Origin of the sequence: Sulfuricella sp. (genome assembly GCF_035531155.1) — a bacterium.
Lineage (GTDB): Bacteria > Pseudomonadota > Gammaproteobacteria > Burkholderiales > Sulfuricellaceae > Sulfuricella.
Genome location: NZ_DATKTK010000040.1, coordinates 59,463 through 74,045, shown reverse-complemented (window position 1 = coordinate 74,045; position 14,583 = coordinate 59,463). Strand labels below are relative to the sequence as shown.

The window sequence follows — 14,583 nt, the reverse complement described above, 5'->3', positions numbered from 1 at the left end:
CGCGGAAATAAACTCGGTACACCGCGTGGGCACAAAAAAGGTGCCCACCCTACATAACTAACACTCAACCAGCGTTCCTTCATCTTCGCCCAGCACTACGCGTTTCAACGCGCCATGCTTGAAAATGCTGAACACGCACAGCGGCATTTTCTGATCGCGGCACAGCGCCAGCGCGGTGGCATCCATGACCTTGAGGTTTTTGGCAATTGCCTCGTCGAAGCTGATACGGTCATAGCGTGTTGCCTCCGGATTAGTCTTCGGATCCGCCGTATAAACGCCATCCACCTTGGTCGCCTTCAGCACCACTTGCGCCTCCATCTCGGAGGCGCGCAGAGCGGCGGCGGTGTCGGTGGTAAAGAATGGATTGCCGGTGCCCGCACCGAAAATCACGACCTTGCCTTCTTCCAGATAGCGTAGCGCCTTGCCGCGAATATAGGGTTCCGCCACCTGTTCGATGGTCAGCGCCGATTGCACCCGCGCGATGAGGCCGGCGCGCCGCATGGCATCCTGCAGTGCGAGTGCGTTCATCACGGTGGCCAGCATGCCCATGTAGTCGGCGGTGACACGATCCATTCGCGCAGCTGCGGGGGCCACGCCACGGAAAATATTACCGCCTCCGATCACTACCGCGACTTCCACCCCAAGTCGCGTCACATCGCCGATTTCGGAAACAATGCGCTCGATCACATCACGGTTGATACCGTAGCTGTCATCGCCCATCAGCGCTTCGCCAGAAAGCTTGAGCAGAATGCGTTTGTACTTGGGGGTAGCCATAGACATTACACCTTTGCGGCAGCCGCCACTTCAGCGGCGAAATCGGTGCTACGCTTCTCGATACCCTCGCCCACCACGAACATCTGGAAGGCATTAACCTGGGCACCTTTGGAGGCCAGCAGCTTTTCCACAGTCATGTCGGGATTCTTGACGAAGGGCTGACCAACCAGGGTCACCTCGGCGAGATACTTGGCAACCCGGCCTTCCACCATCTTCTCGACGATGTTGGCAGGCTTGCCGCTTTCGGCCGCCTGGGCAGTATAAATTTCACGTTCCTTGGCGAGCAGGTCGGCAGGCACTTGCTCCCTGGAAACGCAAACCGGTTTGCTGGCAGCGATGTGCATGGCGATATCCTTGCCCAGCACCTCGTCGCCGCCGGTGTAATCCACCAGCACGCCGATCTTGGTGCCATGCAGGTAGACAGCCATTTGGCCAGCAGAACTGAAGCGGACAAAGCGGCGCACCGCAATATTTTCGCCCAGCTTCATCACCAAGCCTTGGCGTGCCTCCTCAATGGCGCTGCCCGAAGCCAGCTTCATCTCGGACAGAGCGGCGACATCCGATGGGTTCTGCTGCGCTACGGCCTGAGCCACTTCCTTGGCGAAGTTGTTGAAATCATCATTCTTGGCAACGAAATCGGTTTCGCAGTTGACTTCGACCAGGGCACCGGTCTTGCGGTCGGCACTGATAAAGCTGGCCACCACGCCTTCCGCCGCAATGCGGCTGGCTGCCTTGCCGGCCTTGGCGCCGCTCTTGATGCGCAACGCATCTTCAGCCGCCTTGATATCGCCGTCCGCCTCAACCAGTGCCTTCTTGCACTCCATCATGCCGAGGCCGGTCAATTCACGCAGGTCCTTCACCATGCTTGCGGTAATTTCCGCCATTTTCAAACTCCTTGCTAAGATATATTAAGCTGCCGCAGCTAAAACTGGCGCAGCTAGCGCTTTTTACAGCACGCGCACCATTAAAATTCAAATCCAGACATAAAAAAGGGGCTCGAAGGCCCCTTTTTTGTGGGCTGATTACTCAGCCGCCGGTTCTTCAACCTCGACGAACTCCTCGCCGGCGATCTCCTGAAGTGACTGGCTACGCCCTTCCAGAATCGCATCGGCGGCGCCCCTGACGTACAGCCGGATGGCCTGAGTCGAGTCGTCATTACCGGGAATAACGTAATTCACGCCAATCGGCGAGTTATTGGTATCCACCACGCCAACCACCGGAATGCCCAGCTTGTTGGCTTCAGTGATCGCGCCCTTCTCGTGGCCGACGTCGATCACGAAAATCATGTCCGGCAGGCCGCCCATGTCCTTGATCCCGCCCAGACTGCGTTCCAGCTTGTCCAGTTCGCGACGAAGAAGCAAAGCTTCTTTCTTGGCCAGCTTGCCGATGTTCTCTTCCGACAGCATGGTCTGCACTTCCTGCAAACGCTTGATGGACTGCTTGACCGTCTTGAAGTTGGTCAGCATGCCGCCGAGCCAGCGGAAATTCACGAAATGGCAACCCGCGCGCTCTGCTTCTTCCTTGAGAATTTCACGAGCCTGACGCTTGGTGCCGACAAACAGGATGCTGCCCTTGTTCGAAGCCAGTTTGCGCATGAACTTCATCGCATCCTGGTACATCGGCAGGGTTTTTTCCAGATTGATGATGTGTATCTTGTTGCGGTCGCCGAAAATAAACGGCGCCATCTTGGGGTTCCAGTAACGGGTTTGGTGTCCGAAATGGACGCCCGCTTCCAACATCTGACGCATGGTCACTGACATTTTGCTGCTCCTAGTAAGGGTTATGCCTCCATCCGCCCGATACCACCCGGCTAGCCGGGCACCCTGTACGTTAAGCGGATGTGCGAAGTTTCAAGTTTTCAAGCCATTGGCCATAAAACTTAACTTACAATTCTAACATGCCTGACCACCATTCCTCAAGGCCGAATATAAGCCCATCCCTCGCGCTGTCGTTTCATCAACTCGACCACCCCCGCTTTAACATAGCCGATTCCTGGGTACATATCGGCATGAGTCAGCTTGCGGCCGATCATGGTGTTCTCGCAGGCCACGATTTTCACGCCGCTGCTAATGGCCTCATCGATTTTCTCGGCCATCTCGGTTTCCAGCAACACCATGTCCAGGCCTGGGCCGTAGACCACTACCTCGATTTGCACATTCTTTATACCCAGTTCTTGCTGCACGTTTTTTGCATTGCTGAGGGTGAGGTACCACTTTTGCGGTTCATTGTCGCTCACCTGAAAAACCACCTTGTGAACAGGCTTCGCTGAATATCCGCCGGCATCAGCCGGCAAGGCCGCTTGCAGCAACAGTACAGAGAACAAAAATGCTTTTATCCACCTCATTGTTTTCTCCAAATCTTGGGACTCCCTGTAATTTGATATACTGACCGCAATTTAATTCGATCAGCGGTGCCATGTCCATCACAATCAAAACCCCGGAAGAAATTGAAAAAATGCGTATCGTCGGCAAACTGGCGGCCGAACTCCTCGACTATATCGGGCCCTTCGTCAAGGCGGGCATCACCACCGACGAGTTGGACAAGCTCTGCCACGATTACACCGTAAACGTGCAGCATGCCATACCCGCCCCGCTGAATTACGCCCCTTCCGGTCACCACCCTTACCCCAAATCCATTTGCACGTCCGTCAACCATCAGGTTTGCCATGGCGTTCCCAGCGACAGGAAGCTCAAACCCGGCGACATCATCAATATCGATGTCACCACCATCAAGGACGGCTATCATGGGGATAGCAGCCGCATGTACTATGTCGGCGAGCCCTCCATCCAGGCAAAGCGTTTGTGTGAAATCACCTTCGAGTGCATGTGGCTCGGCATCGCCGCGATCAAACCAGGCGCCCACCTGGGCGACATTGGGCATGTCATTCAGCAGCATGCCGAGAGCAATGGATACAGTGTAGTACGCGAATTCTGCGGTCACGGAATCGGCGCAAATTTCCACGAAGAACCCCAGGTCGTACACTACGGCAAGGCCGGAACGGGCGTAAAACTGGTTCCCGGCATGATCTTCACCGTCGAGCCGATGATCAACGCCGGCCGGCGCGATATTCGCCAACTCGGTGACGGCTGGTCCATCGTAACCAAGGATCACAGCCTGTCGGCACAATGGGAACATACCGTTCTGGTCACCGAAACCGGTTATGAAGTCTTGACACTGTCCGCCGGATCGCCCAAGAAGCCCGATTTTATCAGCTGACCTAGATGGCTCACCCTCCACTGGATACGGCGCGTTGGCGCGAAATTCTCCAGAACGGCAGGAATGGGCTGCGCCAGGCCTATCTTGAGAACGGCAATGCCGCCGCTCTCCTGCGGGACCACAGCAGGCTGGTGGACAAGCTGCTCCAGACCATCTGGCGTCAGTTATCCTTACCTTCCTCCAGCGTGCTTATTGCCGTTGGCGGTTACGGCCGAAAACAGCTTTTCCCCGGCTCCGACATCGATCTGCTGATTCTTCTCCCCGCTGACCCGGATGAGACGCTCGGACAGAAGCTGGAGCAGCTCGTCGGGTTGCTTTGGGACATCGGCCTGGAAGTCGGCCACAGCGTGCGCACCCTGCCCGAATGCCTGGAGGAAGCGAAGGACATCACGGTCCAGACCAATCTGCTCGAAGCGCGCTTCCTAGCCGGAAACCGCGCGCTGTTTCAAAGATTTACCGTTGCGGTGCAGGAAAACCTGAATGCGCAGGATTTTTTCGAGGCGAAGCTGCGGGAACAGCAGCGACGCCACGCCCGCTTCCACGATACCGCCTACAACCTGGAACCCAACCTGAAAGAAAGCCCGGGCGGCCTGCGGGATTTGCAAGTCATCCTGTGGGTCAGCCGCGCGCTTGGTTTAGGAGACACCTGGAACAAGCTGGCGCTCGAATCCATCATTACCGCCCAGGAAGCCCGTCAAATCCGTAGCCACGAACGCTTTCTGGAAAACCTGCGCATCCGCCTTCACTACCTCGCCCGGCGCCGCGAGGATCGCCTTCTGTTCGACCACCAGGCGCTGCTTGCCGAACAATGCGGATATTCGGACAAAGTCCAGCGCAGGGCCAGCGAACAGCTCATGCAGCGCTATTACCGCACCGCCAAGGCGGTCAGCCTGCTCAACGAAATCCTGCTGAAAAATCTGCGTGAACGCGCCTCCCCTGCTGCCCCATGGCAGGTTGACCCGATCAACGAACACTTCCAGGCCCGCAATGGGCTGCTCGAAATCACCGATGCAGACGCATTCCAGCGTGAACCGGGCATCATCCTGGAAAGCTTTCTGCTGCTACAGCAACACCCCGAAATGAGTGGCATGAGCGCAGCCACACTACGCGCATTATGGCGTTCGACGCCGAAAGTCAATGCCGCCTTCCGGCGTCAGCCCAGCAATCAGGCGCTGTTCATGCAAATCATCAGGCAACCGCGCGGGCTCACCCACGAACTGCGCCTGATGAACCAGCTCGGCATCCTGGGACGCTACATTCCAGCCTTCGGCCGGATTGTCGGCCAGATGCAGCATGACCTATTCCACGTCTACACGGTGGACGAGCACATCATGATGGTGGTGCGCAACCTTCGGCGCCTCACCGTTCCGGAATTCGTCCATGAATTTCCGCTGGCCAGTGAACTCATCAACGGCTTCGAACACCCGGAGGTGCTCTATCTGGCGGGCCTGTTCCACGACATCGCCAAAGGAAGGGGCGGCGACCACTCGACGCTGGGTACGGGGGATGCACGCCGTTTTTGCCGACTGCACGGTCTGAGCGAGGAGAACACCGACATGGTCGCCTGGCTGGTGGAAAACCATCTGGTCATGTCAGCCACAGCTCAAAAGCAGGATACCAGCGACCCCGAAGTGATCGAATCCTTCGCCAAGCGGGTCCGCGACCAGCGCCACCTCGCCGCACTTTATTTACTCACCGTCGCCGATATTCGAGGCACCAGCCCGAAGGTCTGGAATGGCTGGAAAGGCAAGCTGCTGGAGGACCTGTTCAGGGCAACGCAACGTTATCTTGCGAGTGGAAGCGCCCCGCTGGAGACGCACCTTCAGGCACGGCAAACCGAGGCACTGTCGATTCTCCGCCTTTACGCCTTCGGTAAAGACGCGCACCAGGCCCTATGGTCACAACTGGAACCGGGCTATTTCCTTCGGCACGAGGCACAGGAAATCGCCTGGCACGTCCGCAACCTCCATGGCAAGGTCAACTCTGCACAGCCCGTTGTCAGGGCGCGCTTAAGCCCCGCCGGGGAAGGCATCCAGGTGATGATCTACACGCCGGACAAGGACGATCTGTTCGCCAGGATTTGCAGTTTTTTCGAACGCAACGACTTCAATATCGTCGAGGCCAAAATCCACACCAGCCGCCATGGCTACGCTCTTGACAGCTACGTGGTACTGGACGAGGCCAACCGCTCCGCCCATTACCGTGATTTGCTGAGCTTTATCGAATATGAATTATCACAGCGCCTGGCTCCGGACAAGGCACTCGAACCTCCGTTGCAAGGGCGCCTGAGCCGCCACCTCAAGCATTTCCCGATTACGCCGGAAATTGCGATCAAGCCTGATGAAAAGGGGGTCTACCATGTGCTGTCAGTCGTTGCGGGCGATCGCCCCGGCTTGCTGTCACGCATCGCCCAAGTACTCCTGAAGCACCGCATTCACCTGCACACGGCAAAAATCGCAACACTGGGTGAGCGTGCCGAGGATACCTTCTTGATTAGTGGTGCGGAACTGGAAAATCCGAAAGAAGTGCTGCGATTTGAAACCGATTTGCTGCACCAACTACAGTAAGTCAGTTTTTTCATATCCCGGTAGCGGTGGGTTATTGACTGTATTTCCATGCTCCAGATGGTAAATCCAGGCAAGTAATTCAGCCACCGCGAAATAAAGCTCCGGTGGAATATGCTGATCCAGATCCACCTGCATCAACAACGAAACCAGTTCGGGCGACTCGTGCACATAGACGCCGGCATCCCTGGCGCGCTCGATGATCGCCTCGGCCAGCAAACCGCGGCCCTTCGCCACCACTTGAGGCGCTGCCTTGCCGGCGCTATAAGCCAGCGCGACCGCAAGCTGCGGGTTATCCGGCTTTTTCATGCCGTTCCACCGACATGGCCAGCACCTTCAGGCCGGAAGCCTCCATCGAGCTGCGCAGCTTGTCCTGCGCGCCTCTCATGGCTTCCGCCGTAACCGCATCCACCGCCTTGAGATCGATGCGCAAGCCCTGCGGAATAAACGCCAGTGTTGCCTGCACATCGCCCAGCCTGGGCAGATGAAGGCGCAAGCTGGTCTGCCAGTGAGGCATTTCCACTTCCCCCACACCCCCTTCGCGCGCGCTCCGCTCCTCCACCCGCCATTCCATCGGTTGCCCCTGCCACACCTGTCCCTGCCATACCATCTGACGGGAATCGAGCGTCTGCAACTGCTGCTGAACCAAGGCAACAGCCTCGGTATGAACCGGCATCCTGGAGGCGTTTTGCGCAAGAAGCCCCTCTGATTGCATCGATACCGAAGCATTTTTCTGCGCAACTTCCGCTCCCGCTCCGGGATTCAGAGCCGAGAGTTTACCCTGCGGCTCCTGCCGCAAATCCGTCAGCTGCCTCTCTCCGGCGACCCATTGCGCCTGATGCGACTCATAGAACAAGCCGCTCTGCGACAAAGTATTGCGCAGAGAGGTAGCAAACTCCTTGATATCGGAGGGTGCAGAGGAAAGCAGCGGAGCCGTCTTGTTGAGCGGAGCGGCCTGAGCTTCCGCTTGGTCGGAAATTTTTTGCAGCAGTGCGCCGAGATAACGCACCGAATCGCTGAGGGTGACTTGCGGCTTGGCATCGACCGCAAGGTTGTTGCCTGCCGCGGCAGGCAAATCGCGGGTGAGCGCGAAGGTGAGGCGTGGCTGATTGGAAACGAAGGTCAGTTCGACCTGATCGCCAGGTTGGGTATTATGGGGCAGATTCATGTCGAGTGCCATATCGCCGACTTGCACCTGGAATCGCCCGTTCGGCAGGTTTGCCAGCACCATGGCTGTCAGGCGCTGACCGGGCACCCATAGAGGTTCCTCCAGCGGAGTCTGAGCCACCTCAATGAGCGGTGGCGCCGAGGTTTTAATCAGCAATTGCAGCTGATTTAAAACATCGTTATGAATCATGGGGATTGATTACGGTGCAAGGCGACAATCAACTCCGCCTCGCCGCGCGAGATGCCGCAACTGGCCGCCACCTCATTCACGTTAAGCCCCTGCTGCGCCATCTGGATCGCGTGGGTATAAGGGGTCACCGAAGCCTGCTGGGCCTTCAGTTGCTCAAGCTCCTTCTGCAGCCTGTCTACCCGCTCCTGCAGCAGGGTAAACTCCAGCTCCAGGGATTGCACTTCACGGCTCTTGGCATGGGCTTCTGCCCCTCGTTGCCAAATCCGCCATCCACGAGGCTTGGCAGAGCGCATTAACAGCAACATCTCGGCGATATAAACCGCCAGCACCAGCACTGCGCCTATGAGCAATTCCCGCCAGGTAATAACAAAGGATTCCAAATTGGATCTCGGCTTAAAAAATGATCCACAATATCATTTTGCATCCAGTTTGCACAGAATCGTAAATGCGCTAGCTCTTGAAGAAATCCGGCCGAAGCTTGGATGCATGAACCACAGCCAGTACATCAACAGATTTTTGCGTCACTTCATAGGCAATAACGTAAGGGGATTTCGTGATCACAAGTTCGCGCGTACCTGAAACCCGCCCAGTCCTGCCGATGTCCGAATGCCTGGACAGAATTAGCGATTGCCGACGGATTTCGGAAACAACCCGGCGCGCAGCCTGTGTATTTTCCTCGGCTATATTTTCGGCAATTTCAGCAAGTAGCAAGTAGCAAGTAGCCCGGATGAAGCATAGCGTAATCCGGGAGCTCCCCGCCAGGGAGCATGGGCAGAGGCGCCCGGCAACCATCCCATCCTGCCACTTTAACCCGGATTGTTCATCCTTGAAAAAGCAGCTGTCCGCAGATTACACAGATTAACGCAGATAAATCATCATGTTACACTACATCACCCATTCACCCGCCGGGGTAATATCAAAAACAAACTTGATTAGCCCCCAACCTCAGCCAAGCTCACATAGTGAGCCAATGGGGGCATGATAATAAACGCATCTTGGCTGAGGAGATGCGACATGGCGATAAATCAGGTTCAGTTTCAAAGAGGGCTTTCGATGGCTGAGTTTCTGGACAAGTATGGCACGGAAGAGAAATGCCACGCGGCGCTGGCCGCCTCTCGCTGGCCGGAAGGCTACCGTTGCCCCGCTTGCCGGGACGAGCGGCACAGCACCTTTGTGAGGCAGGGGCGACAGCACTGGCAGTGTTACCGCTGTCGCACGCAGACAACCGTCACGGCCGGAACGATCTTCCAAGCCACCAAGTTGCCGCTGACTCGCTGGTTTCTTGCCATGCACCTCATAACCCAGGCCAAGAACAACGTCTCCGCCCTGGAACTCAAGCGGCACCTCGGGGTGCGCTACAAGGCCGCCTGGCTGATGAAGCACAAGCTCCTCCAGGTGATGGCGGAACGGGAAGACCGGCGCGTGCTGGATGGCCGGGTCGAGATCGATGACGCCTATCTGGGCGGGGAGAAACCCGGCAAACCGGGGCGAGGTTCGGAGAACAAAATCTCGTTTGTGGCGGCGGTGCAAACGACCGAGAGCGGCAAGCCCATCTGCATTCGTCTGGACCGGGTTGCTTTTACCAAGGAAGCCCTTGAGGCGTGGACAAACAAGGCGCTGGCCGCATCGGCGCAAGTGATCTCCGATGGCCTTCACTGCTTCAAGGCTATCGCCGGTGAGGTGGCGAGCCACACGGCGATTGTGACGGGATCCGGCCGTCAGGCAGCCACTCACCCCGAGTTCCGCCGGGTGAATACGGTGCTCTCCAATCTCAAGACGGCAATTTCCGGGACGTATCATGCGTTTAAATTTGCCAAATATGCGGAGCGTTATCTTGCCGAGGTGCAGTATCGTTTCAATCGTCGCTTCGATCTATCGGTCATTCTCATCAGGCTCATGCGTGCCGCGGTGCTTACCCGCCCACGGCCCGAGCCAGTGATCAGACTGGCTGAGGTTGGGGGCTAATCAAGAAAACAAATAACCCTATGAAAATCTGCGGAAATCTGCGTAATCTGCGGATTCAACCGCCGTTTTTAGGTTCATTAGCCGGACAGCACCAACAAAATCAATGGATTGTAGGTCGGGTTTCAACCCGACATGTCGGGCTAAAGCCCGACCTACGCCTAATGGATAATCTGTGTATATCTGTGTCGCCTAGAGGTGCCTACTTTTGGTAATCCGTGGCTGAACTGCTTTTTATAGGTTCAATCAGGCATATTCGTCGATCTGATGATCAGGGTCCGGATGCTTGCCATCGGGTTTGTCAGGGGAGTCCTCCAAACGGGGCTTGCGCTTGTTTTTCTGCTTGAAATCGTCGAATGACGGATGCTTGCCTTCAGGGTGAACAGGAACGGTGTCGCTGACAATGCCGATTGAGTCTGTCGCGACCAAGTATGGATGGACGACCATTTGATGTGGCTCTGCAAGCAGAGATTGGTAGTGTTGCATCACCTCTCCACGAAAAATCAGGAAATGGTTAGGGGTACCTCTAAAAATTCGTCATTCCGGCGAAGGCCGGAATCCAGTCAAATCAAGCGTCTGGATTCCGGGTCCGTCACCCCGGACTTGATCCGGGGCCGGAATGACGAAACAGGGATTTTTAGAGGTGCCCTAGCAGCCTGTCTGACTTAAAGGAAATCGGCTGCAAAATGACCTGGCCGGTGCAGATTTCCCCGCTTTCCTGCGCCAATATGAATAACTATTGGCTTGAAAATCGTGAAACGGGGTAAGCAGGCATTTCGCCGTAAGGCGAAAGCTCGCAAAATCTGCCCTCGACCAGCCCATTTTTCGCTTCGATTCTTTAAGTCCGACAGGCTGCTAGGGTGTTTCGTAGGCCTTGCTCAGTTTTTTCTCGGTGCCGATGCTGCCCAGGATTTCCTGCAATTCACCCTTCCAGGCTTCGGTCAGCGTCTTGATTTCCTTGTCTGCAGCAAGAACATTCCGGATGATCTCGCCGGCTTTCTGCTGCTCAACCGTATTCATGACGGATGACGCATTTTGCACCCTCATGCGTTCAACCCATGCGTTACGCTTTAGTTCACCCTCTATCAGTGCATCCCAGTCGCCATTCTGTGCCGCATTCAGCATTTGCCGCGTCAATAACCACAGGTTTTCATATGCAGCAAAAATCGACTCACTCACCAAAGGGCACCTCTAAAAATCCAGATTTCATCCCAACTGCTGCGTTGCGGAAAAAATTTCTTGCTTACATATCAACCATATACTGCGCTGCGAAATTTTTTCCGCGCCTTGCATTTGGGCGAACTCTGAATTTTTAGAGGCACCCCAAGGTCTAAGCCTTCCCATAGCTCACTGCGGTATTGCGCTGCGGCGGCGTGTTATCCGTCACCACGCCCGCCATTTTCGGCTGGGCCTGCTTGGGCACAATGGCCGCCCAGGCATTCTTCAGGTCGACCAGCAGTTTTCCCACCTCGTCCAAGGGCTCAACCTGGTTCTTCAAGTTGGCGAACACCAAACGATGAATCATGTACTCATACAAACCATTCAGATTTTCCGCCAATTCGCCGCCCGCCTTTACATCCAGACTGAGCTGCAACCCTTCCTGAACAATCGCAATCGCCTTGGAAATCGCCTCGCATTTGGGTGCAATCTCACCCTTGGTCATTGCCAGCCTGGCCTTGGCCACCGCCTTGATAGCCCCTTCGAACAGCATCAAAACCAACCTGTGGGGACTCGCATCCGCCACGTTCGATTCGACCCCTACCTGGCTATACGCATTTACTGCATGTTGGGTCATTGCATTCATGTTTTACCCCGGAAAAAAGTTCACGTGCAAATTAACTGATTTTGGGCAGATTAGCCAATTGCTGCGTCAAGAAACTGCTAGTCTTGTTCATGCTGCCGATCATAACATCCAGCGCAGTAAACTGGGCACGGTAGCGCTTTTCAATATTCGCCAGGCGTAGCTGTAACACATTACGCTGGTCGCCAATACCCTTAATGCTGCGGTTGATCCCGTCCGTCCGACTGGAGAGAAACCCATTTCCATCCAGCATCTTGGTCAGCAAGCCATCCAACTGGTAGGCATACCCATTGGAGAAACTGATCGATCCGCGGCTGCCGGTCGCTCCGCCCAAAATCTGGAGCTTCAGCCCTTCCGCATCGCTCGCGGTCGCGCCGGTCAAGGTCTGGCCGGAACCCGTGGCAGCGGTTCCATTGATCGTTCCAGCTGCATCCACGCCCGCGGTAACCGTAGGCGTAACGCCAAGCAAGTTGGTCGCCGCAGTTCCAGACACGCTGACATTGGACGCAGAACCATAACGGTTAGACGTGATCGTCATTACGCCAGCCACCTGAGACACGCTTACTGCGCTACCCACAGCGGTCAGGGCCGCTGCGCCGTTAATGGCGGATTGAACATGTGAGGCAAGTTGCGCAGCCGCATACGTTCCTGCAGTAAGCGTAACGCTGGTGATCGTGCCGTCCACCGTTACCGTTAATTGGTCGTTCAGCCCTGCGGTAATCGCTGCATTTTGTGTCGGCGCAGCGCCCAGCAAATTTGTCACGCCATTTCCACCGCTCACGGAAACCTGGGAAGTCGCGGCGGCGGTGTTCGTCGTGATGCTCAGCACGCCGCCAGTATTAGCCACGGTCACATTTTTTCCCGTGGCGGCGTTAATCTGGGTCTGAACCTCAGTCGCCAATGCTGCGTAAGAAGCGTAAGTTTGTGCAGTCAAAGTCACTGCCGCTGCCACGCCATCCACTGTCACATTCAAGGTGTCATTAACACCCAGGTTTATCGTCAACCCCGCAGCCGCCGAGCCGGTCACATTGCGCAGTGTAGCTGCAGACGAACCAGCGGCCTTGCCCTGCGTCGCCAGTTGGGATACCGCCAAGGCATAGGCGCCCGGCTTGGTGCTCGAGGTCGAGCTGATAAAGCTCACCAGGCTATCGGTCGTTTTGCCGGTTGCGGAAAAAACGCTGGCGATATCAGAGAAGTTGTTGTCGATGGCGCTCTGCAGCTTGGCGGAATCCACGGCCAGTGTGCCATCTACCTTAAATGTAACTCCCACCTGCGAAAGACTGGAAAAAGCGCCGCCGCCGTTGAGCGGCTTGTTGAGCAGGCCACGCAACTGGGCCTGGATCGAACGCACCGTCGAATCCCCTTGCAGGATTGCCCCCTGCTTGGTTGCCGCATTGTAAGCGCTCAAGTCAGTGAGGGTCTTGTTGACGGCATTGTAGGCAGTGACGAAGCCATTCACCGCCGAGACGATCGAAGCCGTATCCCGTGCAACGGAAACATTGGTGGCGCCAAGCTTGAGCGCATTCAGCGTCACGCCCTGAATCACGTCCGAAACGCTGGTGCCTGCCTTGCTCACGAACACCCCGTTCACGGTCATTTCCGTATTCTGCGCGGTGATGGTTTGTTTCAGGTTCTGGGTGGCAGCCGGATCGTGCGCAAGCAAACTGGAAATGCCCGCATCGCCGCTCACGCTGATTTTGATGCTATTGCTATTGCCCACGCTGTCTGGAGACAGCACCAACCGGTAGGGAGAAGTTCCGCCGTCATTGACGATCGACGCTGTCGCGCCGATCTTGGCGCTATTGATGGCATCGCGAATGCCCGACAAGGAATTGTTGCTGGCGTCTATGGTTACCGTCTTGACGCCCGCACCGTTGCTGGTAAAGCCTGAGCCGCTGTAGCTGCCACCCGTTCCGGCGACCGAATCATACGCGGTAAAGGTGCCACCGCTGATAGATCCGAAATCGAAGGTCAATGTCGTGCTGGCTCCGGAACCAATCGCGGCTGTCGTGCTCGCCTGTCCCGCCGCCACCAGCTTCTGCGACTGTGCCAGCTTGCTCACGTTGACCGCGTAGCTGCCCGGCGTGGCGATACTGGAGGAGGAAACCGATGCGACAGTTGAATCGGAGGATGTCGCACTGAACGAACGAAATCTTGAAACATCGCTCAAACCGCGAACTGCACTCTGAAACGTTGACAGCGCCCCCTTGATCGAGCCATAAGCGCTCAACTGCGCCTGATAGCTCGCCTCTTTCCTGTCCAGCTTCGTAAGTGGCTGACTCTCAACCTGCATCAGCTGACTGACAATGCTGTTAACGTCCAGGTTAGAGCCGATACCCGGTGACGAAAGCGCCATGATAATCTCCTAAATTTAGTGCTGAATCCTGAGTTCTGAGTGGAAAGCCTTAAGGAAACGCTGATTAAATCCATTCGCCCTGAGCCCGCCGTAGGGGGTTAGCGAAGCGTAACCCGCCGAACGTCGGCATACGGTGCAATGCGCTTCGCTTATTGCACCTTACGCGAGCTTCGACAAGCCCAGCCCGAATTGAGCGAATAACTCAGCACTCAGCACTAAATTCTAAGCCTTTTGCTTAATGATCAAGCCCTGCAATTGATCCAACGCATTGGCAATCCGCAAGGTCTCCTCGGAAGGCATCTGCCGGATCACCTCTCCCGTATCCTTATCCACCACCTTGACCACGTTTTCCTGGCTTTCCTCGTCCACGGTGAACTCCAGATTGCGCGACAGTGTCTGTATCGTCTTGTTGATCCGCTCCGTCGCCTGCTTCACCTGGTCCACATCCGGGGCCTCAGCAGCGGGCTTTACTGCCTGCACTGGCAATTCCAGCTGCGCAGCTGGTTTCGCTGATTCCACTGGCGCCTGCCTTGCAGCGTGTGAAGAAGGCACA

Annotated in this window: 16 protein-coding genes; 3 read left to right on the top strand and 13 right to left on the bottom strand. The window is 56.2% G+C overall.

Features of this window, described 5'->3' with window-relative positions; all coding sequences use genetic code 11:
* Positions 1–57: 57 nt before the first annotated feature.
* The 4 genes from pyrH to VMV64_RS07815 form a co-directional block, all read right to left on the bottom strand.
* Positions 58–774, bottom strand: coding sequence for a UMP kinase (gene pyrH / locus VMV64_RS07830; protein WP_325329394.1), 717 nt, complete (start codon positions 772–774; stop codon positions 58–60).
* 5 nt (positions 775–779) lie between these two features.
* On the bottom strand, positions 780–1,658 hold the full coding sequence (tsf, locus tag VMV64_RS07825) for a translation elongation factor Ts (protein WP_325329393.1): 879 nt from the start codon (positions 1,656–1,658) through the stop codon (positions 780–782).
* A 138-nt stretch (positions 1,659–1,796) separates the two neighbouring features.
* Positions 1,797–2,534 carry a 30S ribosomal protein S2 gene (gene rpsB, locus VMV64_RS07820; protein WP_325329392.1) on the bottom strand — a complete coding sequence of 246 codons (738 nt, stop codon included), beginning with the start codon at positions 2,532–2,534 and terminating at the stop codon, positions 1,797–1,799.
* Positions 2,535–2,689: 155 nt separating this feature from the next.
* Positions 2,690–3,130, bottom strand: a complete 441-nt coding sequence (locus tag VMV64_RS07815) for a DsrE family protein (RefSeq protein WP_325329391.1) — start codon at positions 3,128–3,130, stop codon at positions 2,690–2,692.
* 59 nt (positions 3,131–3,189) lie between these two features.
* Between VMV64_RS07815 and map the strand changes: the two genes are divergently transcribed.
* On the top strand, positions 3,190–3,990 hold the full coding sequence (gene map, locus VMV64_RS07810) for a type I methionyl aminopeptidase (protein WP_325329390.1): 801 nt from the start codon (positions 3,190–3,192) through the stop codon (positions 3,988–3,990).
* A 5-nt stretch (positions 3,991–3,995) separates the two neighbouring features.
* Positions 3,996–6,557, top strand: coding sequence for a [protein-PII] uridylyltransferase (locus tag VMV64_RS07805; RefSeq protein ID WP_325329389.1), 2,562 nt, complete (start codon positions 3,996–3,998; stop codon positions 6,555–6,557).
* Here VMV64_RS07805 and VMV64_RS07800 read toward each other — a convergent pair.
* The 4 genes from VMV64_RS07800 to VMV64_RS07785 form a co-directional block, all read right to left on the bottom strand.
* The gene (locus VMV64_RS07800; protein WP_325329388.1) at positions 6,549–6,863 is read right to left on the bottom strand and encodes an EscU/YscU/HrcU family type III secretion system export apparatus switch protein; all 315 of its coding nucleotides are present in this window, start codon (positions 6,861–6,863) and stop codon (positions 6,549–6,551) included. The two genes, VMV64_RS07805 and VMV64_RS07800, sit on opposite strands and share 9 nt — an antisense overlap.
* On the bottom strand, positions 6,847–7,878 hold the full coding sequence (locus VMV64_RS07795; protein ID WP_325329387.1) for a flagellar hook-length control protein FliK: 1,032 nt from the start codon (positions 7,876–7,878) through the stop codon (positions 6,847–6,849). The genes VMV64_RS07800 and VMV64_RS07795 overlap by 17 nt, the downstream gene beginning before the upstream one ends.
* Before the next feature lie 29 nt (positions 7,879–7,907).
* Positions 7,908–8,291 carry a DUF2802 domain-containing protein gene (locus tag VMV64_RS07790; protein ID WP_325329386.1) on the bottom strand — a complete coding sequence of 128 codons (384 nt, stop codon included), beginning with the start codon at positions 8,289–8,291 and terminating at the stop codon, positions 7,908–7,910.
* Positions 8,292–8,361: 70 nt separating this feature from the next.
* Complete coding sequence (locus VMV64_RS07785; protein WP_325329385.1) at positions 8,362–8,703, bottom strand: type II toxin-antitoxin system RelE/ParE family toxin; 342 nt, start codon at positions 8,701–8,703, stop codon at positions 8,362–8,364.
* 222 nt (positions 8,704–8,925) lie between these two features.
* Between VMV64_RS07785 and VMV64_RS07780 the strand changes: the two genes are divergently transcribed.
* Complete coding sequence (locus tag VMV64_RS07780; protein ID WP_325329384.1) at positions 8,926–9,876, top strand: IS1595 family transposase; 951 nt, start codon at positions 8,926–8,928, stop codon at positions 9,874–9,876.
* A gap of 243 nt (positions 9,877–10,119) precedes the next feature.
* Here VMV64_RS07780 and VMV64_RS07775 read toward each other — a convergent pair whose 3' ends face one another.
* The 5 genes from VMV64_RS07775 to VMV64_RS07755 form a co-directional block, all read right to left on the bottom strand.
* Entirely contained in the window at positions 10,120–10,359 is a 240-nt protein-coding gene (locus tag VMV64_RS07775; protein WP_325329383.1) for a hypothetical protein, read from the bottom strand.
* A gap of 369 nt (positions 10,360–10,728) precedes the next feature.
* Positions 10,729–11,052 carry a flagellar protein FliT gene (locus VMV64_RS07770; RefSeq protein WP_325329382.1) on the bottom strand — a complete coding sequence of 108 codons (324 nt, stop codon included), beginning with the start codon at positions 11,050–11,052 and terminating at the stop codon, positions 10,729–10,731.
* A 151-nt stretch (positions 11,053–11,203) separates the two neighbouring features.
* Positions 11,204–11,677: a flagellar export chaperone FliS gene (gene fliS, locus VMV64_RS07765; RefSeq protein ID WP_325329381.1), complete on the bottom strand. Its 474-nt coding sequence runs from the start codon at positions 11,675–11,677 to the stop codon at positions 11,204–11,206.
* Between the two features lie 31 nt (positions 11,678–11,708).
* Positions 11,709–14,030, bottom strand: a complete 2,322-nt coding sequence (gene fliD, locus VMV64_RS07760) for a flagellar filament capping protein FliD (protein ID WP_325329380.1) — start codon at positions 14,028–14,030, stop codon at positions 11,709–11,711.
* 222 nt (positions 14,031–14,252) lie between these two features.
* Positions 14,253–14,549, bottom strand: coding sequence for a flagellar protein FlaG (locus VMV64_RS07755; protein WP_325329379.1), 297 nt, complete (start codon positions 14,547–14,549; stop codon positions 14,253–14,255).
* Between the last annotated feature and the right edge of the window lie 34 nt (positions 14,550–14,583).

Bases quoted from the DNA above. Each gene is read 5' to 3' on its own strand.
- map (WP_325329390.1), top strand. From the start codon at position 3,190: ATGTCCATCACAATCAAAACCCCGGAAGAAATTGAAAAAATGCGTATC.
- fliD (WP_325329380.1), bottom strand. From the start codon at position 14,030: ATGGCGCTTTCGTCACCGGGTATCGGCTCTAACCTGGACGTTAACAGC.
- fliS (WP_325329381.1), bottom strand. From the start codon at position 11,677: ATGAATGCAATGACCCAACATGCAGTAAATGCGTATAGCCAGGTAGGG.
- VMV64_RS07785 (WP_325329385.1), bottom strand. From the start codon at position 8,703: ATGGTTGCCGGGCGCCTCTGCCCATGCTCCCTGGCGGGGAGCTCCCGG.
- tsf (WP_325329393.1), bottom strand. From the start codon at position 1,658: ATGGCGGAAATTACCGCAAGCATGGTGAAGGACCTGCGTGAATTGACC.
- VMV64_RS07775 (WP_325329383.1), bottom strand. From the start codon at position 10,359: ATGCAACACTACCAATCTCTGCTTGCAGAGCCACATCAAATGGTCGTC.
- pyrH (WP_325329394.1), bottom strand. From the start codon at position 774: ATGGCTACCCCCAAGTACAAACGCATTCTGCTCAAGCTTTCTGGCGAA.
- VMV64_RS07805 (WP_325329389.1), top strand. From the start codon at position 3,996: ATGGCTCACCCTCCACTGGATACGGCGCGTTGGCGCGAAATTCTCCAG.
- VMV64_RS07780 (WP_325329384.1), top strand. From the start codon at position 8,926: ATGGCGATAAATCAGGTTCAGTTTCAAAGAGGGCTTTCGATGGCTGAG.
- rpsB (WP_325329392.1), bottom strand. From the start codon at position 2,534: ATGTCAGTGACCATGCGTCAGATGTTGGAAGCGGGCGTCCATTTCGGA.
- VMV64_RS07800 (WP_325329388.1), bottom strand. From the start codon at position 6,863: ATGAAAAAGCCGGATAACCCGCAGCTTGCGGTCGCGCTGGCTTATAGC.